This is a genomic window from Pseudomonas sp. H3_E07 (genome assembly GCF_054668895.1).
On sequence record NZ_CP162795.1, the window covers coordinates 1633728 to 1660085 of the forward strand.

The 26358-nt window shown below is 62.7% G+C and carries 25 protein-coding genes; 10 read left to right on the plus strand and 15 right to left on the minus strand.

All coding sequences use genetic code 11. The features are described from left to right. Positions 1–10 precede the first annotated feature (10 nt). Together fahA and hmgA are read right to left on the minus strand one after the other, a co-directional pair. Complete coding sequence (gene fahA / locus AB4O08_RS07430) at positions 11–1297, minus strand: fumarylacetoacetase (RefSeq protein ID WP_044286673.1); 1287 nt, start codon at positions 1295–1297, stop codon at positions 11–13. A 3-nt stretch (positions 1298–1300) separates the two neighbouring features. Continuing rightward, positions 1301–2584 carry a homogentisate 1,2-dioxygenase gene (gene hmgA, locus AB4O08_RS07435; protein WP_010212923.1) on the minus strand — a complete coding sequence of 428 codons (1284 nt, stop codon included), beginning with the start codon at positions 2582–2584 and terminating at the stop codon, positions 1301–1303. Between the two features lie 120 nt (positions 2585–2704). On the opposite strand from hmgA, the gene AB4O08_RS07440 reads away from it, so the two are divergent. Further along, a complete protein-coding gene (locus AB4O08_RS07440; RefSeq protein WP_010212925.1) occupies positions 2705–3484 on the plus strand; it encodes an IclR family transcriptional regulator in 780 nt (259 codons plus the stop codon). Between the two features lies 1 nt (position 3485). Here AB4O08_RS07440 and dacB read toward each other — a convergent pair whose 3' ends face one another. The 7 genes from dacB to AB4O08_RS07475 form a co-directional block, all read right to left on the minus strand. Beyond that, complete coding sequence (dacB, locus tag AB4O08_RS07445) at positions 3486–4931, minus strand: D-alanyl-D-alanine carboxypeptidase/D-alanyl-D-alanine endopeptidase (protein WP_154847643.1); 1446 nt, start codon at positions 4929–4931, stop codon at positions 3486–3488. A 51-nt stretch (positions 4932–4982) separates the two neighbouring features. Further along, a complete protein-coding gene (locus AB4O08_RS07450) occupies positions 4983–7409 on the minus strand; it encodes a TonB-dependent siderophore receptor (RefSeq protein WP_154847646.1) in 2427 nt (808 codons plus the stop codon). A 108-nt stretch (positions 7410–7517) separates the two neighbouring features. Next, complete coding sequence (locus tag AB4O08_RS07455) at positions 7518–8453, minus strand: glutathione S-transferase family protein (protein WP_460114783.1); 936 nt, start codon at positions 8451–8453, stop codon at positions 7518–7520. A 75-nt stretch (positions 8454–8528) separates the two neighbouring features. Beyond that, positions 8529–8804, minus strand: a complete 276-nt coding sequence (locus tag AB4O08_RS07460; protein WP_010212929.1) for a GIY-YIG nuclease family protein — start codon at positions 8802–8804, stop codon at positions 8529–8531. 37 nt (positions 8805–8841) lie between these two features. After that, positions 8842–9312 (minus strand): nuclear transport factor 2 family protein, encoded by a 471-nt coding sequence (locus tag AB4O08_RS07465; RefSeq protein WP_010212931.1) that lies wholly within the window; start codon positions 9310–9312, stop codon positions 8842–8844. 104 nt (positions 9313–9416) lie between these two features. Further along, positions 9417–10052 (minus strand): response regulator, encoded by a 636-nt coding sequence (locus AB4O08_RS07470; RefSeq protein ID WP_029529239.1) that lies wholly within the window; start codon positions 10050–10052, stop codon positions 9417–9419. A 181-nt stretch (positions 10053–10233) separates the two neighbouring features. After that, positions 10234–11061, minus strand: coding sequence for a response regulator (locus tag AB4O08_RS07475; protein ID WP_021491839.1), 828 nt, complete (start codon positions 11059–11061; stop codon positions 10234–10236). A gap of 417 nt (positions 11062–11478) precedes the next feature. Between AB4O08_RS07475 and AB4O08_RS07480 the strand changes: the two genes are divergently transcribed. From AB4O08_RS07480 to AB4O08_RS07520, 9 genes are all read left to right on the plus strand, one after another. Continuing rightward, on the plus strand, positions 11479–12108 hold the full coding sequence (locus AB4O08_RS07480) for a DUF1120 domain-containing protein (protein WP_047541258.1): 630 nt from the start codon (positions 11479–11481) through the stop codon (positions 12106–12108). A gap of 41 nt (positions 12109–12149) precedes the next feature. Then, complete coding sequence (locus AB4O08_RS07485) at positions 12150–12770, plus strand: DUF1120 domain-containing protein (RefSeq protein WP_010212936.1); 621 nt, start codon at positions 12150–12152, stop codon at positions 12768–12770. A 46-nt stretch (positions 12771–12816) separates the two neighbouring features. Beyond that, complete coding sequence (locus AB4O08_RS07490) at positions 12817–13443, plus strand: DUF1120 domain-containing protein (protein ID WP_187516725.1); 627 nt, start codon at positions 12817–12819, stop codon at positions 13441–13443. Between the two features lie 82 nt (positions 13444–13525). Next, positions 13526–14149, plus strand: a complete 624-nt coding sequence (locus tag AB4O08_RS07495) for a DUF1120 domain-containing protein (protein WP_044286668.1) — start codon at positions 13526–13528, stop codon at positions 14147–14149. Between the two features lie 52 nt (positions 14150–14201). Continuing rightward, positions 14202–14828: a DUF1120 domain-containing protein gene (locus AB4O08_RS07500; RefSeq protein WP_010212939.1), complete on the plus strand. Its 627-nt coding sequence runs from the start codon at positions 14202–14204 to the stop codon at positions 14826–14828. 79 nt (positions 14829–14907) lie between these two features. Beyond that, positions 14908–15630, plus strand: coding sequence for a fimbria/pilus chaperone family protein (locus AB4O08_RS07505; RefSeq protein ID WP_080923181.1), 723 nt, complete (start codon positions 14908–14910; stop codon positions 15628–15630). Between the two features lie 124 nt (positions 15631–15754). Next, entirely contained in the window at positions 15755–18196 is a 2442-nt protein-coding gene (locus AB4O08_RS07510; protein ID WP_460114784.1) for a fimbria/pilus outer membrane usher protein, read from the plus strand. 10 nt (positions 18197–18206) lie between these two features. Beyond that, complete coding sequence (locus AB4O08_RS07515; protein ID WP_460114785.1) at positions 18207–19331, plus strand: DUF1120 domain-containing protein; 1125 nt, start codon at positions 18207–18209, stop codon at positions 19329–19331. 17 nt (positions 19332–19348) lie between these two features. Further along, positions 19349–19987: a DUF1120 domain-containing protein gene (locus AB4O08_RS07520; protein ID WP_010212946.1), complete on the plus strand. Its 639-nt coding sequence runs from the start codon at positions 19349–19351 to the stop codon at positions 19985–19987. Here AB4O08_RS07520 and AB4O08_RS07525 read toward each other — a convergent pair. The 6 genes from AB4O08_RS07525 to AB4O08_RS07550 form a co-directional block, all read right to left on the minus strand. Then, positions 19984–21249, minus strand: a complete 1266-nt coding sequence (locus AB4O08_RS07525; RefSeq protein ID WP_183701201.1) for a CynX/NimT family MFS transporter — start codon at positions 21247–21249, stop codon at positions 19984–19986. The two genes, AB4O08_RS07520 and AB4O08_RS07525, sit on opposite strands and share 4 nt — an antisense overlap. Continuing rightward, complete coding sequence (locus tag AB4O08_RS07530; RefSeq protein ID WP_045791294.1) at positions 21239–21898, minus strand: FadR/GntR family transcriptional regulator; 660 nt, start codon at positions 21896–21898, stop codon at positions 21239–21241. The genes AB4O08_RS07525 and AB4O08_RS07530 overlap by 11 nt, the downstream gene beginning before the upstream one ends. 212 nt (positions 21899–22110) lie before the next feature. Beyond that, the gene (locus AB4O08_RS07535) at positions 22111–22875 is read right to left on the minus strand and encodes an amino acid ABC transporter ATP-binding protein (RefSeq protein WP_003171943.1); all 765 of its coding nucleotides are present in this window, start codon (positions 22873–22875) and stop codon (positions 22111–22113) included. A gap of 11 nt (positions 22876–22886) precedes the next feature. Then, positions 22887–23984, minus strand: a complete 1098-nt coding sequence (locus AB4O08_RS07540; protein WP_021491844.1) for an amino acid ABC transporter permease — start codon at positions 23982–23984, stop codon at positions 22887–22889. A 10-nt stretch (positions 23985–23994) separates the two neighbouring features. After that, positions 23995–25176: an amino acid ABC transporter permease gene (locus tag AB4O08_RS07545; RefSeq protein WP_010212953.1), complete on the minus strand. Its 1182-nt coding sequence runs from the start codon at positions 25174–25176 to the stop codon at positions 23995–23997. Between the two features lie 72 nt (positions 25177–25248). Beyond that, entirely contained in the window at positions 25249–26280 is a 1032-nt protein-coding gene (locus AB4O08_RS07550) for an amino acid ABC transporter substrate-binding protein (protein WP_010212954.1), read from the minus strand. Between the last annotated feature and the right edge of the window lie 78 nt (positions 26281–26358).

A 26358-nucleotide genomic window follows, 5' to 3' on the forward strand; every position in this document is an offset into this window, starting at 1 on the left:
CCCTGCCCTCCTAGCGTGCCGCGATCACGGTGCCGCGGCATTCGCCGAAGCCGATGGAGGCGAAGCCTTCACGGTTGCAGCGCGCACGCAGGATGATTTCATCACCGTCTTCGAGGAACTTGCGCACCTCACCGGACGGTAATTCGACCGGCTTTTTACCGCCTTCGGTCATTTCCAGCAGGCTGCCGAACTGGCCGGCTTGCGGGCCGGACAAGGTGCCCGAACCAAACAGATCGCCCGCCTGCAATTGGCAACCGTTGACGCTGTGGTGCGCCACCAATTGCGCGACAGTCCAGTACATGTGCAGGCTGTTGCTCAAGGCCAGGCGATGGGCCGGCAGGTTCTGCTCGCGCATGGCGGCGGTGGTGAGCAGTACTTCCAGCTCGATATCCAGGGCACCTGCGGCCTGGTCACGTTTATCCAGCAGATACGACAGCGGCTGCGGGTCGCCTTCAGGGCGCGCCGGCTGCGCTTTGCGGAACGGTTCCAGGGCTTCGGCCGTCACCACCCAAGGCGAGATAGTGGTGATAAAGCTTTTCGACAGGAACGGCCCCAACGGCTGGTATTCCCAGGCCTGGATATCCCGTGCCGACCAGTCATTGAGCAAACAGAAACCGGCGATATGATCGGCCGCATCGCCAATGGCAATCGAGTCGCCCATCTCATTGCCCTGGCCGATCCAGATGCCCAGCTCCAGTTCGTAGTCAAGGCGTGCGCACGGGCCGAAGGTCGGCTCGCTCTGGCCGGCCGGCAGGGTTTGGCCTTTGGGGCGGCGTACATCGGTGCCCGAGGTGCGAATAGTCGACGCACGGCCGTGGTATCCAATCGGCACGTACTTGTAGTTGGGCAGCAGAGGATTGTCGGGGCGGAAGAGTTTGCCGACGTTTTGCGCGTGCTCGATGCCGACGTAGAAGTCGGTGTAGTCATTGATCCGCGCCGGAACGTGCATCTGGCAATCGGCGGCGCGATGCAGCACCTGCGCTTCACGGGTGTGCAACGTGCTGCCCTCGGCCAGCAACTCCAGCAGACGCTCGCGCAAGGCCACGCGCGGGCCGCGGCCCAGTGCAAAAAACGCGTTCAGTTGGCCACCCGCGGTCGCTTCGACCGCACGGCGGGCTTCACCGTCAAACTCATCGATGGCGGCTTGCAGATCCAGGATCGAGTCGCCGATCGCCACGCCAGCACGCGGGGTCGAACCGTTGACGCTGAACACGCCCAACGGCAGGTTTTGCAGGGGAAAATCGGTGTGACCATTGGCGGAGGCCACCCAGCTGCGGGTAAGTGTAGGCTGAGTCATGGGTTATCTCCGGTTCGGGTTGAAGGTGGCGGGCAGCGAGGCCCAGCACGCGTCGTAAGTGTTTTGCAGTTGCGGGCAGTCCAGGGCGAACTGGGTGGGACGCAGCACTTGGCTGGTCTCAAACATGAAGGCCATGGTGTTATCGATCTTGTGCGGCGCCAGGTCCACGTTGATGGCCTTGGTGCAGGTCTCGCCGTCCGGGCCGTGGGCGCTCATACAGCTGTGCAGCGACGCGCCACCGGGCAGGAAGCCTTCGGCCTTGGCGTCGTAGGCCCCCTGGATCAGGCCCATGTATTCGTTCATCAGGTTGCGGTGGAACCACGGCGGACGGAAGGTGTTCTCAGCCACCATCCAACGTGGCGGGAAGATCACGAAGTCGAGGTTGGCCAGGCCGTGGGTGCTGGTAGGTGAGGTCAACACAGTGAAGATCGACGGATCCGGGTGGTCAAAGCTCACGGTGCCAAGGGTGTTGAAGCGGCGCAGATCGTATTTGTACGGCACGTTGTTGCCGTGCCAGGCGACCACGTTGAGTGGCGAATGGTCCAGCTCACAGGCCCAGAGTTCGCCGAGGAATTTCTGCACCAGCGTTGTTGGTTTTTTCACATCTTCGTAGCGGGCAACCGGCGTCAGGAAGTCGCGTGGATTGGCCAGGCCATTGCTGCCGATAGGGCCCAGGTCCGGCAGACGCAGCGGCGCGCCATGGTTCTCGGCGACGTAACCGCGCGCTTGCGTATCCAGCAACTCGACGCGGAATTTCAGACCACGGGGCAACACGACGATTTCCAGCGGTTCCACCTCCAGCACGCCAAGTTCGGTAGCAATACGCAGGCGCCCCAGCTCCGGCACAATCAACAACTCGCCATCAGCGTTGAAGAACACACGCTCCATGGAACGGTTGGCGCGGTAGGTGTAGATGCTGATGCCTGAGGGCTTTTCTGCCCCTGAATTGGCGACCATTCCTACAAGCCCATCGATGAAGTCCGTCGGTTCGCTCGGCATATCCAACGGGTTCCAGCGCAAGCGATTAGGCGTTACCGCCCCCAACGGCCCCCCGGCCAGTTGCCGCTCAAGTTTGATGAATGCCGGGTGATTGGCCGACGGCTGAATGCGGTACAGCCAGGTCCGCCGGGCTTCACTGCGCACCATGGTGAACGCAGTGCCAGAGAACAGTTCGGTGTACAGCCCGTAGGGCGCTTTTTGCGGGGAGTTCTGGCCGATCGGCAGCGCGCCGGGCAAGGCTTCGCTGGCGAATTCATTGCCGAAGCCCGACAGGTATTCGAGGTTCATGGATCGTCCTCTACACGGAAGTTGTTTTTATCGTAATCCAGTTACGCATAACGTAATTTGATCACCATCGACCGTCAAGCTATAAAGACGCCCATTCATCTCTCGGATTCTCGCCCTTCCATGGAAAAGCCCCGCGACACCGGTAAACAGAAAGTCCGCTCGGCCGAAGTCGGCACCGATATCCTCAAGGCTCTGGCCGAACTGTCGCCGGCCACTTCGCTGTCACGCCTGGCCGAGCACGTGCAGATGCCGGCGAGCAAGGTGCACCGCTATTTACAGGCGCTGATCGCCTCGGGTTTTGCCGAACAGAACACCGCCACCAACCACTACGGCCTGGGCCGTGAAGCGTTGCGCGTGGGCTTGGCGGCGCTGGGCAGCATGGATGTGTTGAAAGTCGGCGCGATGCCCCTGGCGGAGCTGCGCGATGAACTGAATGAAACCTGCTTTTTAGCCGTGTGGGGCAACCAGGGCGCCACCGTCGTGCAGATTGAGCCGGCGGTGCGCGCGGTAACAGTGGTCACGCAATTGGGCTCGGTGCTGCCGCTGCTCAGCTCGTCCACCGGGCTGGTGTTCAGCGCTTACCTGCCGTCGCGGGAAACCGTGGAGCTGCGTGAGCGGGAAATCCAGGCCGGCATCGCTCATGCCCTGGCGGATGACCAGGCCTACGCCACCACCTGCGAGCAGATCCGCAGCCGTGGTCTGCACTTCGTGCACGGGTTGTTGATGCCCGGCGTCGATGCCCTGTCGGCGCCGGTCTTCAATGCCATCGGCCAAGTGGCGGCGGTGATGACCGTCGTTGGCCCCACCTCGTTGTTCCATGCCGACGAAGATGGCCCGGCGGCGCAGCACTTGCTGGCGGCGACCCGGGCCGTGAGTTGGCGCATGGGCTATCAGCCCTGAACTAGTCGTGCCACTGGACCAGGGCCAGCGCCACGCGGTTTTCCAGGGCGCGGATCGGTGCGGCGGTACTCAGGTAGTTGTTGCTGATAATAGAAAACACCAGGCGCCGGCCCTGGGCGTCGGTGATGTAGCCGCTCAACGATGACACGCCGGCCATGGAGCCGGTCTTGGCATGCAGGTTATTTTCGGCCGGCGTCCCGCGCAGTCGATAACGCAGGCTGCCGCCGCTTATGCGATCGGTGTTACCGGCGATCGGCAAGGCGTTGTACCAGGCCTCGAACCAGGGTTGTTTGGCCGTCGCCAGCAGCAGATCGGTGAGGTTTTGCGACGACACCAGATTGCGCCGCGACAAGCCCGAACCATCGACCTGGCTCAGCGTCATCGGGTCCAAACCTTGGCGTCGGATAAAGTCTGCCACTGCCGCGACACCGGCCTGCGCCGTCCCTGCATTGGACGCCTTGCGGCCCATGGCCTTGAGGAAGGCTTCGGACATGTTGTTATTCGACAGTTTGAGCAGCGGTGTGAGCAGTGCCTGCAGCGGCGCCGATTGATGCTCGGCCAGCACCCTGGCCGTGACCGGACTTGCGCCACCGATCACACGCCGCCCCAGCACCTGAATGCCCTGCTGCGCCAACGCCTGCTCAAACAGATTGGCCACCAGTTGCGTCGGCTCCCACACACTCACCCACTGTCGACTTTGCTTGCCCGGCGCCAGCGTGCCGGTGAGCTGCAACAGATTGGTGCCATGCTGGCGGGTGATGCCGTAGTTGTTGCCGGGGCCGCTGACAGCACGGTTGCTCAGTTGCACGTAGTCGGTAGACGGGCTCACCACCACGCTGACCGGTTGGCCAACCCCGCTAGGGGCCTTCGCCGTGACCAGCAACGTCCCCGCATCAAAATCCGTGTTCGGCGATACGGTCAACGCTGAAATCTGCGCACCGTAATAGGTACTTTCATCGTCGTGAGCCCAGTCCACACCCAGGCGCTCGGCGTCGAAAAAGGTATCGTCGAAAACCAGGTCGCCCTGGACCTGACGCACGCCTTGGGCTGCAAGCTGTGCCGCCAATGCCTGGTAATCAGCGAACTGCGTGGTCGGATCACCCAGGCCCTTGAGGTACAGGTTACCGGTGAGGCGCTCGCCTTGCAGCGTGCCATTACTCAGCAATTGGGTAGAAAAACGGTACTGCGGCCCCAGCACATCCATCGCCGCTGCGGTGGTGAGCAATTTGAGATTGGACGCGGGGATCAACCGTGTACGCGAGTTGTGTTGATAGAGCGTGCTACCGCTACGGGCATCACGCACCATCAGGGAAACAGTGGCGCCGTTGAGGGCCGGGTCAGCCAGGAGTTGCTCCAGGGTTGCCGGGGTGGAAGTCGGTGAAACACTCGCGCAACCACCCAGCAAAAAACTCAAGCACAGCAGATGTAGCCATCGTCCAAAATGCATCAGTATCGTTTCCGCCAAGACATCAATGGCGGCAACGCTACCACAACCCCCTTAGAACTCCAGGGTGCTGGACACCGACACCTGCCGTGCATCGCCCATGGACACAAACAAGCGGCTCGCCGCCGAGGTGTAGTAGACGCGGTCGAACATGTTCTTCACGTTGAGCTGGAACTTGACCTTCTGCCCATCGATCTTGGTGTCGTAGGTGGCGAACGCATCCGCCACGGTATACCCCGGCAAGGTGAAATCGTTGGCCGCATCGCCTGCGCGTTCACCGACGTAACGTGCACCGGTCCCCACCCGCAACTGGTCGCCACCAAAGATGTTGCCGAAGTCATAGGCGACAGCCAACGAGCCGGTGTGCTTGGCGACGTTTTGCAGACGGTTGCCTTCCAGGGTCGGGTCCTTGTCCTTGACGTCCAGCGCATCGGTGTAAGCGTAGCTGCCGATCAGGCTCACCTTGTCGGTCAACTGCCCGGTAGCGTCGAGTTCCAGGCCACGGGAACGCACCTGGCCGGCAATGCTGTAGACGGTGTTGGCGCCTGAGCCGACAGAGACGAGCACGTTGCGCTTGTCGATATTGAACAACGCTGCGCTGGCGGTGATGCGTCCCGGAATGTCGAGCTTGGCCCCCAGTTCCCAGGACTTGGACTCCTCGGGCGTGAGGTCGCCGGTCAAGGTGCTGCCATCGGCCAAGGCGGCGATGGTGGAATTGGGTTTGAACGACTCGGTGTAGCTGCCGTAGAACGACAACTCATCGGTGTAGCGATACACCAGGCCCGCGCGCGGCACCCAGGCCTGGCCGTTGCCGTTGGTGTTGGCCTTGAACGGTACGCCTTTGCCGGCGTATTGGTCATACATCTGGTAGCGCGCGCCGGCGACAAAAATCCACTGTTCGTTCAGGTGGATGGCGTCCTGGAAGAACAACGAATCGCTGCGCAGCAGGTCGGTCTGGGCACTGTCGGCGGGGCTGACGGTCGTGCCCGCCACTTCGTTGCCGTACACCGGATTGTTGTAGTTGAAGCTGGTGGCGCGCGAACTCTGGCGGATCAGGTCGGCGCGGTAGATCTTGCGGTACTCGTCATCCAGGCCGAACACCACATCGTTTTGCAGGCCGAACACATTGACTTTGCCTTCCAGGCTCGCCGTGGCGAAGCGGTCCGTGGTGATCGCGCCCTGGGTGCCGTCCATCTTGCGGGTCAGCGTGCCGTTGGCGTTCACCGCACTCACACGCACTTGACTGGCGTCGTAGGTCTCGCGGTTCCAGCTGTAGCCGAAATGGGCTTTCCAATCATCGTTCAGGTCATGATCGGCTTCGAAGCGGTACAGGTCGGAACGGCCTTCCATGTTGTTGAAAGGTTCATCCAGACGGCGTGTGGCCGGGATGTCCAGCGGGTGATTGGTTTTGGGATCGATGGCGGTGCCACGGTCGAACGGCGTGAGAAATTCGCGGTGTTCGTAGGCAAACAGCAATTGGGTGCTGTCACCGTACCAGGCCAGGGACGGCGCGATCAGGCTCTCACGGTGAGTGCCGAAGTTGCGCCAGTAATCTTCGTCTTCATGGTCGACGATCAGCCGGTAGGCCAAGCCGCTGTCGCCAATCGGGCCGGTGGTGTCGAGGCTGCCGCCGCTGCCGTTCTTGCCGTCACCAAAGGTGGAGCCGCGCACGGTCAGAGCAGTGGAGCGCATCAGCTCCGGCTTTTTGCTGACGATGTTCACCACGCCGCCCGGGTCCTGAATGCCGTACAGCAGCGACGACGGGCCCTTGAGCACTTCGACGCGCTCGGCCGTAGCATTCAGCGCGCGCCCCTGCACGATGGGCATGCCGTCGCGCATGATCGAACCGTTACGGTTGTCGCCGAAGCCCCGCAGCATCACGGCGTCCTGGGTGCTGGCCAAGGTATTGGCCTGGGTGATGCCGCTGATGTTGGCGAGGGCGTCATCCAGATTGCGCGGGGTCTGGTCACGCAGTACTTGGGCAGGCACCACGTTGACGGTTTGCGGGGTTTCCAGCAGCAGCGCGTGGGAGCGCATCACCGAACTGGTGGGCGGCGGCTGGTAGCTGGTGCTGTCCTCGACTTGCTGGCCGACACCGCTGATGGTGGTTGCGCCGAGGTTGACCGCGCCCTCCGTCGGCACCGGCTCAAGCGCCAGGGTGCGGGCATCGATCTGACGGAAGGTGAAGCCGGTGTTGCTCAGCAGCCGTTGCAGGGCTTGGGTCGCGCTCATTTGCCCGTTGACCGCCGGGGCACTGAGGCCGTAGGGCGCTTCATCGGTGTAGATCACGCTGATGCCGGTGACGCGGCTGAAATCGCTCAAGGCCTGGGGCAGCGGCTTGGCCGTCAGGGCGAAGTTGAACCGGGCGCTTTGCTGCTCCTGCGCCTGCGCCACACTCAAGGGCAGCAGCGCCAGCCCCGATACCGCCAATACCGAGGCTCCCAGCCACTGTTTAACCCAACCGCCCGCCGTCGACTTCATGCTGTGAGAACCCGTGTAGAAAACGCTGTTAATGCGAATAGATCGCAGTTTCAAGCACTACACGGATGGGCCGTGGATTTACCTCACTTTTATTTGCAACTTTTTTGTTTATTGCGCCTGGATGCAAAACCCCAGGCGCGGGAAATGCACATGCAAGGTGCCGCCACGTTCGTCGGTACGGCGCAGGATCAGCTCTTCGCGCCCGGCGAACAGCAGTTCCCCAGCGACCGGGTCGGTGCCGTAGTCGGTGGCGGAAATGGTCACCTGCTGGCCGGCCTTGAAGCCGTTCAAGTCCTCGAACACTTCTTCAGGCAAAACAGCCGGTGCAGCGTTACGCGATACCTCCAAGGCTTGCTCGGCGCTCATCTGGATAGAGGTGCCATGGCCGAACCCCAGCACACGGTCCAGCCAGGCAGCGACGGTCGGATAGGCGTCCACCAACGGCGACGTCACTGAAGAGCCTTTGAGGAACCACAGTGGGTGGGCCAGGGCAAAGTCGGCAATCGACGGCTCGCCGAACAGGAAATCCCCCGCCGGGTGCTGCAACTGCTGATGGATGCGGTGGATGATCGTCGGCCACTGGTGCTTGGCCTGGTCCAATTGCACACGGGTTGCGGTGCCGCCGCTGAACAGCTTGCTGCGATCCGCCACCAACACCTGGATCATTTCCGGCGGCACCTTGGCAAATTTCACCGCCAGGGATTCCGGCTGGAACACCAGCGCCACAGCATGGGAAAACACCACCGAGTCCGCCCAGGCCGCGAAGCCTTGAGTGACCAGTTCCAGGCCTTGGGGGAACAGTGCCGGCGCAGACTTTTCCTGCTCCAGGCGACGGGCAATCAAGGCGGTGTCACAGTAGATATCTGCGCCGACCTGCAACACCGGGGTCTTGCGATAACCGCCGGTGAGGGCTGTCAGGTCAGGCTTGGGCATGACGGGCGAGATATGCACCGAGTGCCAGGACAATCCCTTGAAACCCAGAAGCAGGCGGGCTTTTTCAGCAAAGGGGGACTGCGGGTAATGGTGGAGGATTAACTCAGACATGCCAGGCTCCGCGCTAGAAATGAACCGCTAGCTTAGCCTGCAACCACAGGAAACGGGGCGATGGGAACCCATCAGTCAAATCAATGAGCCACTGGCCGCCAGGCACTCCTTGGCGCTCTTCTTCAACTTCTTGATCAGGCGTTCCTGGCGCAGCGCTTCGCCCTTGGACGCGCATTGCTCGGTGTACACCAACGCCACGGCAGGGCTCGACAAAAAGAACCGGGCGCCCTTGCCGCTCTGGTGCGAGGCAAAGCGGCGCACCGGGTCATTGCTGATGCCGCAATACAGGGAACCATTGGCGGCGCGCACCAGGTAGACGAACCAGGGTTTGGGTGCGGAAGGATCAGTCACGGGGCGATGTCTGCAAACCAGAGGAACGCTAATCTTATCAACGACCGGCCTGGAATGCCTTCAACCCTTTGAGCGCCTGGGCGCGCACGGCGTTTTTCAGCGCAGGCGACCAGCCCAGCAGCAGGCCTTTCAAGCCCAGGGCCTGGCGCGACCAACGCCACAGATCGAAGTGGTCATGGTGCTCGCAGATTTTGCCATCGCGAAACACGAACCGCGCACCGATGTCGTTGACCACCGTATTGCCGGTGGCGCTGAACAGGTAAGTCGCTACCCAATGCGCACTGCCGGTGCTGTCATCGCTGCGCACATGGTCGAAGGTCAGGGAGAAGTCCTTGGCACGGGTGGTGAGCATGCGCCACATATCCCCGGCATCGCGGCCACGCAGCTCGCCAAAGGCCGGGTCGCTGAACACCACGTCGTCGGTGTAGCAGGCGGCCATGGCTTCAGCGTCCAGGCGCTGGAAGGCGCTGTAGAACTCGGTGATCAGGGCGTTATGGGCATCACTCATGGGCAGGGTCCGCTGGCGTCGAAAAGATAGCCGCACGATAAGCCGCCGGCAGCGCCAAGGCTAGCAACATTCGCCGCGCAAATGGGCGGCTTGCCGCGCCGGGCTCAGGGCACCATGCCGCTGCTGCGGGCGTAGGCGAACAGATCCACATCGGTAGAAATGCACAGCCGGTTCATCGCCGTGCTTTTCTGCTTGCTGATGGTCGAAATGCTGCGGTTGACCCGCGCCGCGATCTGGCTGACGGTCATGCCGCTGGCGAGCATGCGCACCACTTCGCGCTCCTTGCAGGACAACTGCGGCACGGCTTGCTGGTTGCCCGTCCCGGCCTCCGCCAGTTGCGCACGCAAACATTCGCTGACGAAGGTGCGCCCTTCACTGACGGCGGCAATCGCCAGCGGCAGTTCACGGGCCGACGCGCTTTTGGCCAGGACCGCCCGGGCCCCCTGGGCAAACGATTCGCGCAAGGTGGCGACACTGGCAAACATGGTTACCAGAATCACCGGCAAGTCCGGATGCCGGCGCTGCATCAGGCCCAGCAAGCTATAACCGTCGGCTTGCTGGTTACCCGGCATGGCAAAGTCCGTGACCAGGATGTCGCACGGCGTGCTGTCCACCAGCGCCAGCAACTGATCCGGACCGTCGGCCTCGGCAACGACTTTGCATCGGCCATTGGCTTCTATCACCACTTTCTGCCCGATACGCACAATGGGATGATCGTCAGCAATAATTACGCGAAGCATGAGCACCACCATGATGGCAACTTGAATCCGCGCAAAATACTCCCGGATCGGATCAGCAACAACCGCCCCTGAAAGCAGTAATGGCAGATAGCCCAGCAATCCCTGGAAACAGGATTTTGCCCTACAGAAAAAAAGGAAATACCCCACTCCGAAGACCTACAACACGCATCAGCATGAGCTGTCATCCATTTCCTAACGCCGACAAATAGTTCAAATACCCGATCAAGTCACTGCGCAATGCGAGCAAGCGCGGAAGGTGCATGGCCACGCCGTCGCGGTTGATCGCTTCGATCAACAGTTGACCACGCCTTTCCAGCGGTGTGGCACCGAAGAATGCCACGCTACCGATCAAGCGGTGCAAGTGCTCGACCGTTGCCTGCGCGTGCAGGCCGTCGGCGGCCTGGGCCAGCGCATGCAGATCGATCTCGGCTTCGTACACCAGGCTCGCCAGGATGCCGGGCAACGCCTCCGGGCATCCGAACAGTTGACCCAGCCGTGCGCGACTCGGCCAGCGCCCTTCGACCGCCACCATCGGCTGCACCGCCTCGCTGATACGTGGGCCGGGCAGCCAGTCGCCGAGCACCTGGCGCAGTTGTTGGAAAGTCACCGGTTTGTCCAACCAGGCATCCATGCCGGCGGCCTGGCACTGCTGGATTTCATGCGCGCCCAGCTTGCCGGTGAACGCGATGACCGGCACGCCCTGCGTTCCGGCGCGCTGTTCGCGGCGGCGCAGTTCGCGCGTCATGGCAAAGCCGTCCATCACCGGCATTTGGCAGTCGCTGAAAATCAGGTCGACACAGGTCACATCCAGAAACGCCAACGCGGCCTGGCCATGTGCGCACACTTCAAAAGCCAGCCCCAGCCGCTCGAACATGGCGCCCATCAGCAGGCAGTACGCGGGGTGATCGTCCACCAACAACACCTTGAGCTCACGCCAATGCACGGTCGACGGGGGCTGCGCGACCCGGTCATCCCCTGCTTGGTCGCCTGGGATAGGGTCTGAAGACATGACTACCTCAACTTCAAAAAGCGCGCGGCGCCGGAATCGGCAACCTCAACGGCTGGCACACCATCCACCGACGGAGGGGCCGCGGTTCAAGCGCTGACGCTCAGACCTGTTCGAATGTGCTGTGGAAAAACTATCGGCCGGAACGCTAGTTGAATGAGCGCGCTGAAGCGATACAACAACTACGAAATCCTTAAATTTCCTACACACACTAAAACGAGTTCCGACAAGTCGATTGGGCGTGTGCGACACCCGCCCATTGTCGTATTTGTTGTATTTGCCAGACGCCTTCCCCCCGATAAATTGCCCGGCATCCCCTAAGCGGGACGCGACCGGCCACTCCAGGCGTTCGCCACCTCGTTGCCGACGCGTCCTCCCTTGACCCCTCGGCAATCAGCTTTGCACTGGAAGCTCGATCACATGAAAAAGCCCTTAGCCGCCCTCACCGCCGCCGTCGCCCTTGTCTGCAGCGGCATGACGTTTGCCGCCAGCACCGTGGAACTGGCGGTCGTTGGCGTGATTACCCCGAGTGCCTGCACACCGACGTTGTCCGGCAATGGCCTGGTGGATCACGGCAAGCTCTCGGCCAAAGACCTGAACCTCACCACGGCGACCAACCTGCCCACCGCCCGGCTGCAATTCAACGTCGACTGCGAAGCCCAGACCCTGTTTGCGCTGCGCACCACCGACAACCGCGCCGGGTCGTCGACCAGCAGCTACGGTTACGGCCTGGGCTTGATCAACAACCTGCAAAAAATCGGCACGTTCTGGATTTCCCTCAGGAGCCCGGTGGCCGACAACGTCGCCGCCGAGCCCATCGAGTCATTGGACGGCGTGAGCTGGCGCTCCATCGACGATGTGATGTGGCAGAGCCAGTACCTGGCGGCGTTCGGCGACGGTTCGACGGGGCAAAACCGTAAGCCGATCCCGCTCAAAAACGTGATCGTCGACCTGTTGGTCGACACCCAGATCGCCGCCGCCAACAGCCTGGACCTGAGCAATGAAGTGCTGATCGACGGCTCCACCACGATCGAAGTCAAGTACCTGTGACCCATCCACTCAGGACATTACCCAGAGAGGTTGTTCGTTCCATGGATAAATATGTCCCAGCGCTGCTGGCGAGCCTGTTACTGGCCACTGTGCCCAGCGCCTTGGCTGGCAGCCAAACCGACCTGCGCGTGACCGGCGCGATCACGCCCAAAGCCTGTATCACGGGCTTGTCGAACGACGGCGTGATCGACCACGGCAAAGTCACCGTGCGCGACCTCAACCCGGACCGACACACGCTGTTGCCCCCCAATTCCCTGCACCTGAGCGTGCAATGCGAGGGCTCGACGCTCTTTGCCTTGACCACCATCGACAACCGTCAAGGCACCGCGGTGATTCCCAACCATCACGGCCTGGGCACGACGTCCCAAGGCGAGAACCTGGGCAGCGTGTCCCTGGCTTTGAGCAACCCGGTGGCGGATGAGGCGGCCGCGCGCACCATCGTGTCACTGGATGGCGGCACCAGTTGGGCCGCCGGAACCCAGCTGAGCCACCTCAACCTGCTCGCGGCTGCTTCGGCCGACAACACCACCCGGCCCATGGCGGTGACGCGTTTCGACGCGGACGTTGCGCTCTACACCCGGATCGCCCGCGCCGACGGCCTGACCCTGACCGATGAAGCCCCCCTCGACGGGCACGTGACCGTCGAAGTGCGTTACCTGTAACCCCTGCACCCCCTGTATGCCTATCCTTCCCTGGAGCTTTACCCGCATGAAAAAGTTACTCCACACCAGCGTTGCCGGTCTGTTGATCGCCAGCGCATTACCGGCACTCGCCGCGTCCACCGTGGACCTGACCGTCAAGGGCCTGATTGTGCCCTCGGCGTGTACGCCAAGCCTGTCGGCCAACACCGTCGACGTGGGCCGGGTGTCGGTCAAGGACCTTAATCAGGAAAGCCGCACCCTGCTGACCCCGAGCACCTTGACGCTGAGCGTCGACTGCGAGGCCGCGACGCTGTTCGCCATGAAGGCCACCGACAACCGCACTGATTCCAGTGCCAACGCCGGCGAGTTTGGTATCGGCAAGACCGCCGCCGGCGAACCGATCGGCGGCTACGGTCTGTTTCTCGACAACGCCGTGGCCGACGCGGTCGCCGTCCAAACCATTGTTTCTTACAACGGCGGCACCACCTGGTTCACTCATTATGAAGACGACCTTTGGCAATCCACGAGTCTGATCTCGATCAAGGCAATCGGTACGGCGTCAACACCCATCCCGGCCAAGAACACGCTGATGGCGCTTTCCGTCAACCCGTTCATCCACCCGGCAAAGAACGTGACCATCAGCGAAGACACCGCGATCGATGGTTTGGCCACCATCGAAGTCAAGTACCTGTAACGCCACTGCCCTTTCCGAAGCCCGTATCGCCGTTCACCTGTATGGGCTGGGCATGCCCCCTTTCCCTGGAGCTTTACCCCTGATGAAAAAACTACTCAGCACCAGCGTTGCCGGCCTGTTGATCGCCAGCGCATTCCCGGCATTCGCCGCATCCACCGTCGACCTGAGCGTCAAGGGCCTGATCGTACCCTCGGCGTGTACGCCAAGCCTGTCGGCCACCACCGTCGACGTCGGCCGGATTTCGGTCAAAGACCTGAACCCGGAGGCGTCAACCTGGCTGACCCCGGCCACCCTGCAATTGGGCATCGACTGCGAGGCACCGACACTGTTTGCCATGCAGACCACTGACAACCGGGCAGACTCCGGTGACATCGGCCGATATGGCATCGGCAAGACGCTCGCGGGTGAGCGTATCGGTGGTTACATCATGCTCCTCGACAAAGGGGTCGCCGACGGGGCTGCCGTCACACATATCTTCTCGATGGACAACGGCGCCAGTTGGGGCACCCATGATCCGGACACTAACTGGTCAAAAAACCTCATTATTTCAATCCGCGACCCCAACGCAGGGCGCATCCCTGTCGCGGCCAAGAACACCGCGATGGAGCTCGCGGTAAGGCCGTTCATCCTGGCGGCAAAGAACCTGACGCTCACAGACGATACCCCGATTGATGGCTCGGTCACGATCCAAGTCAAGTACCTGTAACGCCGCCTGAGCCGATGCCCGTACCACCGTTCAACACCAGGTAACTCACGCCATGACCCTGCTTATTCGCTTGCCGGCCCTCGCCTCGCTGTTGCTGACGACGCCCTTGGCCTTCGCCCTCTCGACTGTGGAGTTGGACGTCAACGGGCGAATAACCCCCAGCGCCTGCACCGTATCGTTGTCGGACAACGGCCTTGTCGACCACGGCAGGATCCTCGCGACGACACTGCACCCCAGTGAGTACACCGTGCTGCCGAATCAGCAAATGGGCTTGAGCATCAGTTGCGAAGGACCGGTGTTGTTCGCTCTGGTGGGCATCGACAACAAACGCGAGTCATCGCTGGCGCCGGACTACTTCTATGGGCTGGGCATGAACCCTCACGCCCCCGACGAACGCCTCGGCTCGGTCAGCCTGTCATTGCGCGGGCCGGTTGGCGATTCGCAGTTGATGCAGACCCTGACCTCATCCGACCAGGGCGCCACCTGGAAACCCGAGCCTTACGTGTACCCCGGCCTGTTCATGGGCTTCGCCCACGCTGGCGATGCGTTGCCCGCGCCGATCCGGCTGCTGGTGGCCTCTCTGCGGGTCGACACCTCGATCAGCCCGGCCAACACCTTGACGCTCCACGAAGAGGTGCCCCTCGATGGCTCGATCACGCTGAACCTGCGTTACCTCTGACCCTGCGTCGTCAGCGCCCCGGTCACGTGCCGAGCACATGGCGGCCCCCTTGAAGCACCTTGTATTGAAGAGCCCTGTTATGAACCTGTTTCTTTCCGTTTGGCGTGCGATGCCGCGCCTCTGCTGCGTGGCACTGGCCGTCTTCGGCGCAACCGTCGCGCGTGCCGACGGCATGGTCCCGGACACCTCGGTGGTGATCGTCAACGAGGCCGACGGCGAGGCTACGGTCTCGGTCACCAACACCGACAACAAAATGGCCCTGCTGCACGTCACCCTCGAAAACATTCCCGAGGACAGCGACACCTTGCTGTTCGTGACCCCACCCCTGACCCGCGTCGAAGCGTCCAAGAGCCAGCTGGTGCGCTTCATCCTGCAAACCCAGGCGCCGCTGCAAACCCAGCGCCTCAAGCGCGCGATATTCGAAGGCATGCCCGCCCAACGCGACCCGGCCCAGGCCGGGCGCGCGCAAGTGGGCGTGACGGTACGCCAGAACCTGCCGGTGATCATTCATCCCAAGGGGCTGGCACCGAATCGCACACCGTGGCTGGGCCTGAGCTGGACCTTGAAGGCCGACCAACTCAGCGTCCACAACCCTACCCCGTATGTAGTGCGCCTGGCCCAGGAGCTGCAACTGCTGCCCGGCAATGCCTCGGCGATGCTGCCGCGCACCTATGTGCTGCCCGGCGAAACACTGACCATGACCGCCAGCGGCACCGGCACCGGCGCCACCCGCGTGCGCCTGCAACCGGCCACCGTGTATGGCTTTGCCGTCGAGCCCCACGACGCGCCCATAACCCTGTGATGCAACGGCGCCCAGGGATGCAACGGCGCCACGATAACGAAGTGGCCACCCACTGAAGGCCACCGGGAAGACCTGACGCGATAGGGAATCACGCCGGGTACTTCCATCATCCGAGTGCATTTGTGTGAACACAGTCATTCATTACCGTGACGGCAAAGCCGTGCCCGGCGTTTCACCGCACCTCGCCTTGCTTGTGCTGACACTCAGCCTGGGGTTGCCGACAAACCTGGCCTGGGCACAGACGCCGTCGTCGAGCGATTCCTTTGACCCACAGACCCTGCTCCAGCGCGGCATCGACCCTGAACTCGCGAGCCTGCTGATGCAGGCCCCGCGGTTTACCCAAGGCCGCCACGCGCTCAACCTGACGGTCAACGGCCAGCGGCGCGGGCGCGTCGATGTGAGCATCGATCAGCACGGCGCAACCTGCTTCGACCCGCCGCTGCTGAACGCCGCGCAGTTGGTGACGCCGTCTTCGGGCCCGGCCGAGGAAAGCCGTTGCTACGACTTTCTCCAGCAATACCCGCAAACCGTGATTGAGCATGACCCGGCCAACCTGAACCTGAACCTGGTGGTACCGACCCAGGCGCTGCGCCCGGTCACCCAGGACATTTCCGGCTATCAGACCGGCGGGTTTGCCGCGCTGCTCAACTACGACGTGACCGGCCTGTACAACCACTACGGCGACGACGCCAGCCGCTTCGGCTCGGCCAATACCGAGGTCGGCTTCAATGCCGGCGACTGGATCGTGCGCAGCCGCCAAGTGCAGACCTGGCAAGACAGCACCTCAAGCACCACCCACCTGGACGCCTACGCCCAGCGCACCTTCGCCAGCCACCAGGCGGTGTTGCAGGCCGGGCAGATCAACCTCTACAACCCGGTGCTCGCGGGCGCGCAAATCACCGGCGTGCAAGTGCTCACCGAACAGGCCCTGCAAGATCAGAACCAGGGCGCGACCATCGATGGCATCGCCAATGGCCCGGCCCAGGTGGAAGTGCGCCAGAACGGCACGTTGATTAACTCCACGGTGGTACCCGCCGGTCCGTTCAGCCTGAGCAATGTGCCGCGCCTGAATGGGCGCTCCGACGTCGAAGTCACGGTCAAGGAAAGCACCGGCGAAGAACGCCGGTTCACCGTGCCCGCCGCCATGCTCGGCCTGGGCCTGCCCGCGCCTGGTTACTCGGTGGCGGCCGGGCGGGTGCGCAATATCGGCGACGGCCCGGGCGCCGAGCCCTGGGTGGTGAGTGCGGGCTGGAGCGCCTCGCCGCATCCGCAGGTCAGCTTCGGCAGCGGGCTGTTGGCGGCCGAGGATTATCGCTCGGCGGGCCTGAGCCTGGGGCTGTTGCCTTGGCAGGATAGCCAGGTGCAAGTCGCCGTGGTCGCCTCCGAAGCCTCGCGGCGCACCCAGGAGCGCGGTGTGCAGACCGACCTGTCGTGGTCGCAGAAACTGAGCGAGCGCTGGGCCTTCACGGCGGCCAATTCCTGGCGCACCTTGGGCTACCGCGACCTCAGCGAGTCGACCTACATCGTCGACACCCGCGAGCAGCAACGCACGCGCTACCGCGACCAGCAGAGCGCCACCACCTCGTGGTCGCATCCGTGGCTGGGCGCCTTCAGCGCGGGGTTTTCGCGTTCGTCCTCGTTCCAGGGCGACAGCAGCAGCCGTGCCCTGGCGTCCTGGGGCACGCAAATCGCCGGCATGTCGGTGTCCGCCACCGCCGAATGGCACATGGGCGGGCGTCGCTATAACGACGACAGCCTGTACCTGACGGTCAGTCTGCCCCTGGGCGAAAGCCGCCGTGGCCGCGCGTGGGTGCGCAATTCCGGCGGCGAGCACCGCACCGGGCTTGGGCTCAACGAACAGATCAACGACCATTTGGCGTATCGGGTCGGCGTCGAACATGACACCCGCGACCGCGAGGTCGAGTCGTCCCTGGGCGTTTCGGCCCTGCCGTTCTACAGCCAGCTGGACTTCAACTACACCCGCTCCGACGCCGAACGCTCCAGCTACCAGGGCGGCGCACGCGGCGCGGTGGTACTGCACAGCGACGGGTTGACGTTCTCGCCCTACCCGGTGCGCGACACCTTTGCCGTGCTGTCGGTGGGCGACATGGCCGGGATCAAGGTCAATACCCCCAGCGGCCCGGTGTGGACCGACTGGCAGGGTCAGGCCGTCGCGCCCCAGCTCAGCGCCTATGGGCGCAGCCCGCTGGAAGTGCAAACCCGCTCGCTGCCGCGCAATGCGGACATCCACAACGGGCTCGCGGTGGTCTCGGCAGGGCGCGGCGCGGTGGACCGCATCGAGTTCGGCGTGTCGCTCACCCGCCGCGCGCTGCTGACCCTGGACACCCCGATGCCACGCGGCTCGACCGTGACCACCGAGGACGGCGAGTTCATCACGCTGGTCCAGGAAGGCAACCAAGTGTTCTTGTCCGACGTGCTCGACACCCGTTCGCTTTGGATCAAGGCCGCCGATCAGCCGCGCTGCCACTTGCGCTTTGAACTGCCGGCCAAGGCCGACCCCCACGTGTATTTCGAAACCGCCCCGGCTCGCTGCCAGCGGCCTTGAGGAACGCCCCATGAAACGTCACCACTGCCTGGCAGCCCTGCTGCTGTGTACCGGCACCGCCCTGGCCCAGGACGACTGCCGCCTGGACCTGAGCGAATCGCGCCTGGATTTTGGCCTGATGAACCGCGCCATTGCGTCAACGCCGACCGCCGAGCGACTGCTCGGTGAACGACGCCTGTCCTTGACCCTCAACTGCCCGGAAACCGCCGACATGAGCCTGTTCTACCGCGCCCTGGCCGCCGGCACCGAGCGTTTGCGCTTCACCGACGGTGGCAGTTACCGCGTGCAAGTGCATGACGCCGTGCTCGATGGCCGCGCGGTGCAACTGGGCCTGCTCGCCGGCCCCGGCCAGGCGCCCGCCCAGGTGGCGGCGAGCCTGACTTGGCGCGCCGACCATGGCATCGTCCCGCTGCACGACGGCCAGCCCGTCGCCGGGCGCAGTTTTTCTGCACAACTGCAGGTCAATGCCTGGGCCCGGGAAGAGGCGTTTCGGGTGCGCGATGCCGAGATCTGGGACGCCTCGGCGCTGGTCGATGCCCCCGCGTCCGGACGCTCGCGCGAGCTGCATCTGCAAGCGCGCTTCGCGCCAGCGGCCTGCACGCCCACCCTGGCCAACAACGGCACGGTGGACTTTGGCAAGTTGTCGGTCAGCGATTTGCGTCGCGACAAAGACACCGCCCTGCCCGCCCGCGCGTTGGGTCTCACGGTCAGCTGTGACGGCCCGACCCCGTTTGCCCTGGTCATGCACGACAACCGCGCCGGCTCAGCCACCGGCGGCATCGATGAAACCGCCTACGGCCTGGGCCTGGATGCACGCGGGCAGAAAATCGGCCGCTATTACCTGTTGGTCGACCCCGCCCAGGCCAGCGCCGACAACCTGCCACAGCTGTATCGCACCGACTCCACCACCGGCGGCGCCGCCTGGAGCAACGCCAGCGCCAGCACAATTCCCCTGGGCGCACGCAGCCTCCTGGGGTTTACCGCCACAACCGGCAGCACAGAAGGCCCGACGGCCCTGCAAAACCTCAGCGCGCTACTCAGCCTGAAAGCCTTTGTCGCGCCGCTCGACAGCCTGGACCTGAGCAGTGAAGTGCGGCTCGACGGTTCGGCGACCCTGGAAATCACCTACTTCTAAGCACCTCGGAGGCTCCCATGATTACTCGCTACCTGATCCTCGTACCCCTGCTGTTCAGCCAACCGGCGCAGGCCGCCGCTGTCGACCTGAACGTCAACGGCACAATCACCCCGGCGTCCTGTGTGCCGAGCCTGTCGGACAACGGGCAGGTGGACTTCGGCAAGATCGCCCAGCAAGACCTCAACCTCACGACGGGCACGCGGCTGCCGCTCAAGTCCCTGGGCCTGACGGTGACCTGCAACGGCCCGGTGCGTTACGCATTGCGCATGCGCGACAACCGCGACGGCACCGCCTACGTCAACAGCGAGATTTATTACGGATTGGGCCTGGACAACAGCGCGAACAAGATCGGCGTGTACTCAGTGACGTTCGATCCAACGCTGACCGTGGTGGACGCCGTGGCCGAGGTCTACGGCACCGAATCCACCACCGGCGGCCTGGCCTGGCGCACGGCCAACCGCAACCCGATCGACGTGGGCGCCAAAAGCCTGCTGGGCTTCACCGATACTGCGGGCAGCACCGCCGGCCCCATGGCGATCCAGAACCTGACCAGCACGCTGACCCTGGAGACGGTGATCAACGCCAAACAGAATCTGGACCTGAGCACCGACATCCTCATGGACGGTTCGGCGACCCTGGAGGTGGTGTACCTCTAGACTTTTTCGCTGCACACGCCGACGTACTTGGCCCGCCCCGCACCGAGACCGGCGACGATGGCGCCCAGGCCGATCACCGCGAAAACCCAGCCGGTGGCGGCCCAGCCACCGGTCCAATCGTGAATCAGGCCCACCGCGAGCGGGCCAAGGGACGCCAGGGTGTAACCGATACCTTGGGCCATGCCCGACAGGTTGGCGGCGACGTGGGCATCCCGCGAACGCAGCACGATCAAGGTCAGCGCAAGGCTGAACGTGCCGCCCTGCCCCAGGCCCAGCAGGATCGCCCAGCCCCACAGCCCGTCGAGCGGCGCATACAGGCAGCCCATCAGCCCGCCGAGGGTCAGCAGCATCACCACCACGATGGCCAGGCGCTGGTCCTTGCCGCGCGTGGCCAGCCACGGCGCGGTGAGGGCGCTGAGCAGTTGCACGATGATCGAACCGGACAGCGCCAGCCCGGCGTCGGTGGCGCTCAGGCCGCGGTCGATGAGGATCGACGGCACCCAGCCGAACACGATGTAGGCCAGGGACGATTGCAGGCCCATGTACAAGGTCACTTGCCAGGCCAGCGGATCACGCAGCAAGCCCTTCACCCGGTAGGCAACGCGATGCGCGCCATGCTTGTGCCCGATTTGCGGCAACCAGCACAACGCGGCCAGCAACGCCGGCAGCATCCAGAAGCCCAACCCGATGCTCCAACGGTGGCCGAAGTAGTCGCTCAAGGGCACCGAGGCCCCCGCCGCCAACGCCGCGCCCAGGCACAGCGCCATGGTGTAGACCCCGGTCATGGTGCCCGCCTGTCTGGCGAAGTCGCGCTTGACGATACCGGGCAACAACACGCCGATGATGCCGATGCTGGCGCCGGCGATCAGGCTGCCAACAAACAAGCCGACTTCTCCGAACGCACTGCGCAGCACAATACCGCCGGCCAGCATCAGCAAAATCCCCAGCACCACCCGCTCGGCGCCGAAACGCCGGGCAAGGATCGGCGCCAGCGGCGCGAACAGACCCAGGCACAGCACCGGCAAGGTGGTCAGCAAACCGGCCCTGGCCGCCGACAACCCCAGGCTGTTGGAAACCTCACTGAGCAGCGGCGACAGGCTCGACAGGGCCGGGCGCAGGTTCAGCGCCACCAGCACCAGGCCCAGCAGCAATAGCCACGGCCGGCTCACTGGCGGGGGGCTGTGCTGGACCTCATCGTCATCGGCCTCGGCGTCAATCAGCAGTTGTTCCAACTCAGGCGTGCGTGGGGCATCAAGGTTCATTGATCAACTGCCGGCAAAGGGATTTGGCGCGCTCCGCATCTTGCTGTGCGACGGCATCAAGCAGGGCGGTGTGCAGGTCGAACACCGCTTGGCGGCGCGGCGAGAGGTTCAGGGTCTGGCGCAGTTGCGCGCCGATGATGTTGGAAAAGTATTGGTACAACTCGCTCAACGCCGGGTTGTGCGCCGCGTCCACCAACTGTTGGTGGAATACCAGATCGGCGCTGATGTAGGCCTCCAGTTCCCCGTGGTACAGCGCGGCGCTGGTGTCGAGCGCCGCGCGCAACCGATGCAGGTCTTGCTCGGTACGACGCAGGGCGGCCAGGCCGATGGCCTCCACTTCCAGGATCTGCCGCGTCTCCTGCGCCTGCTCCAGAGTGCAATGGGACAACGCGCGCATGGCGCCCAGCGGGTCGGTCATCGAGCGCAGGTAACTGCCGTCGCCCTGACGGATCTCGATCAAGCCGGAAAACGCCAATACGCGCATGGCTTCGCGCACGGTATTGCGGCTGATGCCCAACTCTGCGGAAAGCTCGGGCTCGGTGGGCAGGCGCTCGCCGATGGCCCATATGCCCTGGCTGATGCGCTGGCGCAGTTGCTCCAGGGCCTGGTCGACCAGAGAGCGTTTGATCAGGGGGGCGATGTCTGTCATAGGATTTTGCGCTTTCGTCCCATCATAGGATGAATTTTCCTACAGCCTATTCGGACTGACCTACAAAGGCAACGCACTAGGGGTTCTTAGGTAGGAAAAAGGAGCGGTATTTTCGATTGACGCACAACAACTCGCCCTACAAGCCTCCTGAAAATTTTCAGCAGGCAAAAATAAACCCGGCACTTGGCCGGGTTTATTTTTTCAGACATCGATCAATGCAAAATCTGGCTCAAGAACAACTTGGTCCGGTCATTCTGCGGGTTGTCGAAGAAGTCATTTGGCGCCGCCTGTTCCACGATCTCGCCCTTGTCCATGAAGATCACACGGTTGGCCACGGTGCGCGCAAAGCCCATTTCGTGGGTCACGCACAACATGGTCATGCCGTCTTCAGCCAGACCGATCATGGTGTCCAGAACTTCCTTCACCATTTCCGGATCGAGTGCCGAAGTCGGCTCATCGAACAGCATGATTTTCGGCTTCATGCACAGTGCACGGGCAATCGCCACACGCTGTTGCTGGCCGCCAGAGAGCTGGCCCGGAAACTTGTGCGCCTGCTCCGGGATGCGCACGCGCTCCAGGTAGTGCATGGCGATTTCCTCGGCCTTGCGCTTAGGCATCTTGCGCACCCACATCGGCGCCAGCGTGCAGTTCTGCAGGATGGTCAGGTGTGGGAACAGGTTGAAGTGCTGGAACACCATACCCACTTCACGGCGGATCGCTTCGATCTGCTTGAGGTCGTTGGTCAGCTCCACGCCATCGACCACGATGCGGCCCTGCTGGTGCTCTTCCAGACGGTTGAGGCAGCGGATGGTGGTGGACTTGCCCGAACCCGAGGGGCCGCACAGCACGATACGCTCGCCTTGCTTGACGTTGAGGTTGATGTCTTTCAACACGTGGAACTGGCCGTACCACTTGTTGACGCCCTGCATCTGGATAATGCCTTCAGGGCTCACAGGCTGTTTGATCGCTTCGCTCATAACATCAACTCCTAACGCTTGTGGCCAGTGTCGAGCTTGTGTTCCAAATGAATGGAATAGCGCGACATACCAAAACAGAAAATCCAGAACACCAGGGCCGCGAACACGTAGCCTTCAGTGGCCATGCCCAACCATTTCGGGTCGGCGGCGGCTTGCTTGACGCTGTTGAGCAGGTCGAACAGGCCGATGATGATCACCAGGCTGGTGTCCTTGAACAACGCGATAAAGGTGTTAACGATGCCGGGGATCACCATCTTCAGGGCTTGCGGCAGAATCACCAGGCCCATCGAACGCCAGTAGCCGAGGCCCATCGCAGCGGCCGCTTCGTACTGACCTTTGGGAATCGCCTGCAAGCCACCGCGCACCACTTCAGCCACGTAGGCCGACTGGAACAGGATCACGCCGATCAGCGCCCGCAGCAGTTTGTCGATGCCCATGCCTTCCGGCAGGAACAACGGCAGCATCACCGAGGACATGAACAGCACAGTGATCAACGGTACACCGCGCCAGAACTCGATGAAGGTCACGCAGACCACCCGAATCGCCGGCATGTTCGAGCGCCGCCCCAACGCGAGCATGATGCCCAGCGGCAAGGCGCCGGCGATGCCGACAGTGGCGATTACCAGGGTCAGCATCAGGCCGCCCCATTGGCTGGTCGCCACGTTGGTCAGGCCAAACGCCCCGCCGTGTAGCAGGAAGAACGCGATGATCGGGTACAGCACCAGGAAACCCAGGCCGTAGACCGCCTTGCGCTGGAAACGCGAGATAAACAACGGCGCCACACCGACGATGGCCAGCCACACGGTCAGGTCCACGCGCCAGCGCAGGTCGCCGGGGTAGTAGCCGTACATGAACTGCCCGAAGCGCTGTTGGATAAACACCCAGCAGGCGCCCTCTTTGGTGCAATCGGCACGCGTGGTGCCAACCCAGTTGGCGTCGATGATCGCCCAGCTCAGGATCGGCGGCACCACCAGGTAGATCAGGTAGAACGCCAACAGCGTCAGCAGGGTGTTGAGCCAGCTGGAAAACAGGTTGGCGCGCATCCATGCCATCGGCCCGAACACTTTGTTCGGCGGCGGCATATCCGGTTTGAAAGTATGTGAACTCATGGGCGTTTCCTCACCGCTCGATCAGCGCAATGCGCTTGTTGTACCAGTTCATCAGCAGGGAAATGCTGATGCTGATCGCCAGGTACACGCTCATGGTGATGGCAATGACTTCGATGGCCTGGCCGGTCTGGTTGAGCACCGTGCCGGCAAACAACGAAACCATTTCCGGGTAACCGATACCGGCTGCCAGCGACGAGTTTTTCGCCAGGTTCAGGTATTGGCTGGTCAGCGGGGGAATGATCACCCGCAGGGCCTGCGGAATGATGACCTTGCGCAGCGTCGGCCCAGGGCGCAGGCCCAGTGAGCGCGCGGCTTCGGTCTGGCCGTGGCTGACGGACTTGATACCCGAACGCACGATCTCGGCGATAAACGCTGCCGTGTACACGGTAAGCGCCAGGGTCAGTGCCAGCAGTTCAGGGATCAGTACCCAGCCACCGACAAAGTTGAAACCTTGCAGCTTGGGCATTTCCCAGTGCAGCGGTGCACCGAAGATCAAGGCGCACAACGCCGGGATCACGATGAACAGCGCCAGGCCCGCCCAGAACTTATGGAACGGTACGCCGGTGGCTTCAAAGCGCTTGTTGGCCCAACGCGCCATCAGCACGATTGCCACGATGGCAACCACGATGCTGACCACAAATGGCCAGAAACCGTCAGCGGCAATCGCTGCCGGCATGTTCAGGCCACGGCTGCTGACAAAGAAGGTGTCGCCGAAGTTGTGGCTGTTGCGTGGCCCCGGCATGGTCAGGAACACCGCGAAGTACCAGAACAGGATTTGCAGCAGCGGCGGGATGTTGCGGAACACTTCCACATACACGGTCGCCAGCTTGTTGATCATCCAGTTCGGCGACAACCGCGCCACGCCGATGACGAACCCGAGCAGCGTCGCCAGGATCACGCCGATAAAAGTCACTAGCAAGGTGTTGAGCAAACCGATCACAAACACCCGGGCATAACTGTCCGATTCGGTGTAGTCGATCAAATGCTGCGCGATGCCGAAGCCGGCACTGCGTTCAAGAAAATCGAAACCCGAGGTAATGCCTCGGTGCTGAAGGTTGGTCTGGGTGTTGTTGAAGAGGTACCAGCCCAGCGAGACCACCGCCACAATCGTGATGATCTGGAAGAGCCACGCACGCAATTTGGGATCGCTGAAGCTGAGCTTCTGCTTGGGTGCGCCGATTTGTTTTTGCATGAAATGCCCCGAAAATAATGGAACAGAACATCACCCGGCGGTTGGCCCACCGGGTGACAGAACCATCAGCGATCAGCGCACAGGGGGTGCGTATTGAATGCCGCCGTTGTTCCACAGCGCGTTCAGGCCACGGTCGATTTCCAGCGGGGTGCTCTTGCCCAGGTTGCGCTCAAACACTTCACCGTAGTTACCGACTTGCTTGACGATCTGTACGACCCAGTCTTTCTTCACTTTCAGGTCTTTGCCGTATTCGCCGTCAGCACCGAGCAGACGTGCAACGTCCGGGTTCTTGGTGGACTTGGCTTCAGCTTCAACGTTTTTCGAAGTGATGCCGGCTTCTTCAGCGTTGAGCATGGCGTAGCCAACCCAGCGCACGATGGCCAGCCACTCGTCGTCGCCGTTACGCACGACGGGGCCCAATGGCTCTTTGGAAATGGTTTCCGGCAGTACCACGTAGTCTTTCGGTGCGGCCAGCTTGCTGCGCTGGGCGAACAGTTGGGACTTGTCGGAGGTCAGCACGTCGCAACGCCCGGACTCCAGCGACTTGGCGCTTTCGTCGGAGGTATCGAAGGTGATCGGGGTGTATTTCAGGTTGTTGCCGCGGAAGTAGTCGGAAACGTTCAGCTCAGTGGTGGTACCGGCCTGGATGCAGATGGTTGCACCGTCCAGCTCTTTGGCACTTTTCACGCCCAGCTTGTTGTTTACCAGGAAGCCGATGCCATCGTAATAAGTGATGAAGCCTGGGAATTTCAAGCCCATGCCGGCGTCGCGGGAGCTGGTCATGGTCGTGTTACGGGACAGAATGTCGACTTCGCCGGACTGAAGCGCGGTGAAACGCTCCTTGGCATTCAACTGGCTGAATTTGACCTTGGTAGCGTCGCCGAAAACGGCAGCGGCCACGGCGCGGCACACATCAGCGTCGATCCCGAGGATCTTGCCGCTGGCATCCGGCACCGAGAAACCCGGCAGGCCGTCACTCACGCCACATTGCACAAAGCCTTTCTTCTGCACGGCATCCAGAGTGGCGCCGGCTTGGGCGAAACCGCTGACACCCAGAACGGCCGCCGCGGAAACGATGGCCAGGGTGGATTTCAATACCTTCATTCAAACCTCCAGTTTGCTCTTGTTGTGTCGGAGCTCGAACCTCAGCGCACCCTTATGAGGCGATATCGACCCGTGTTG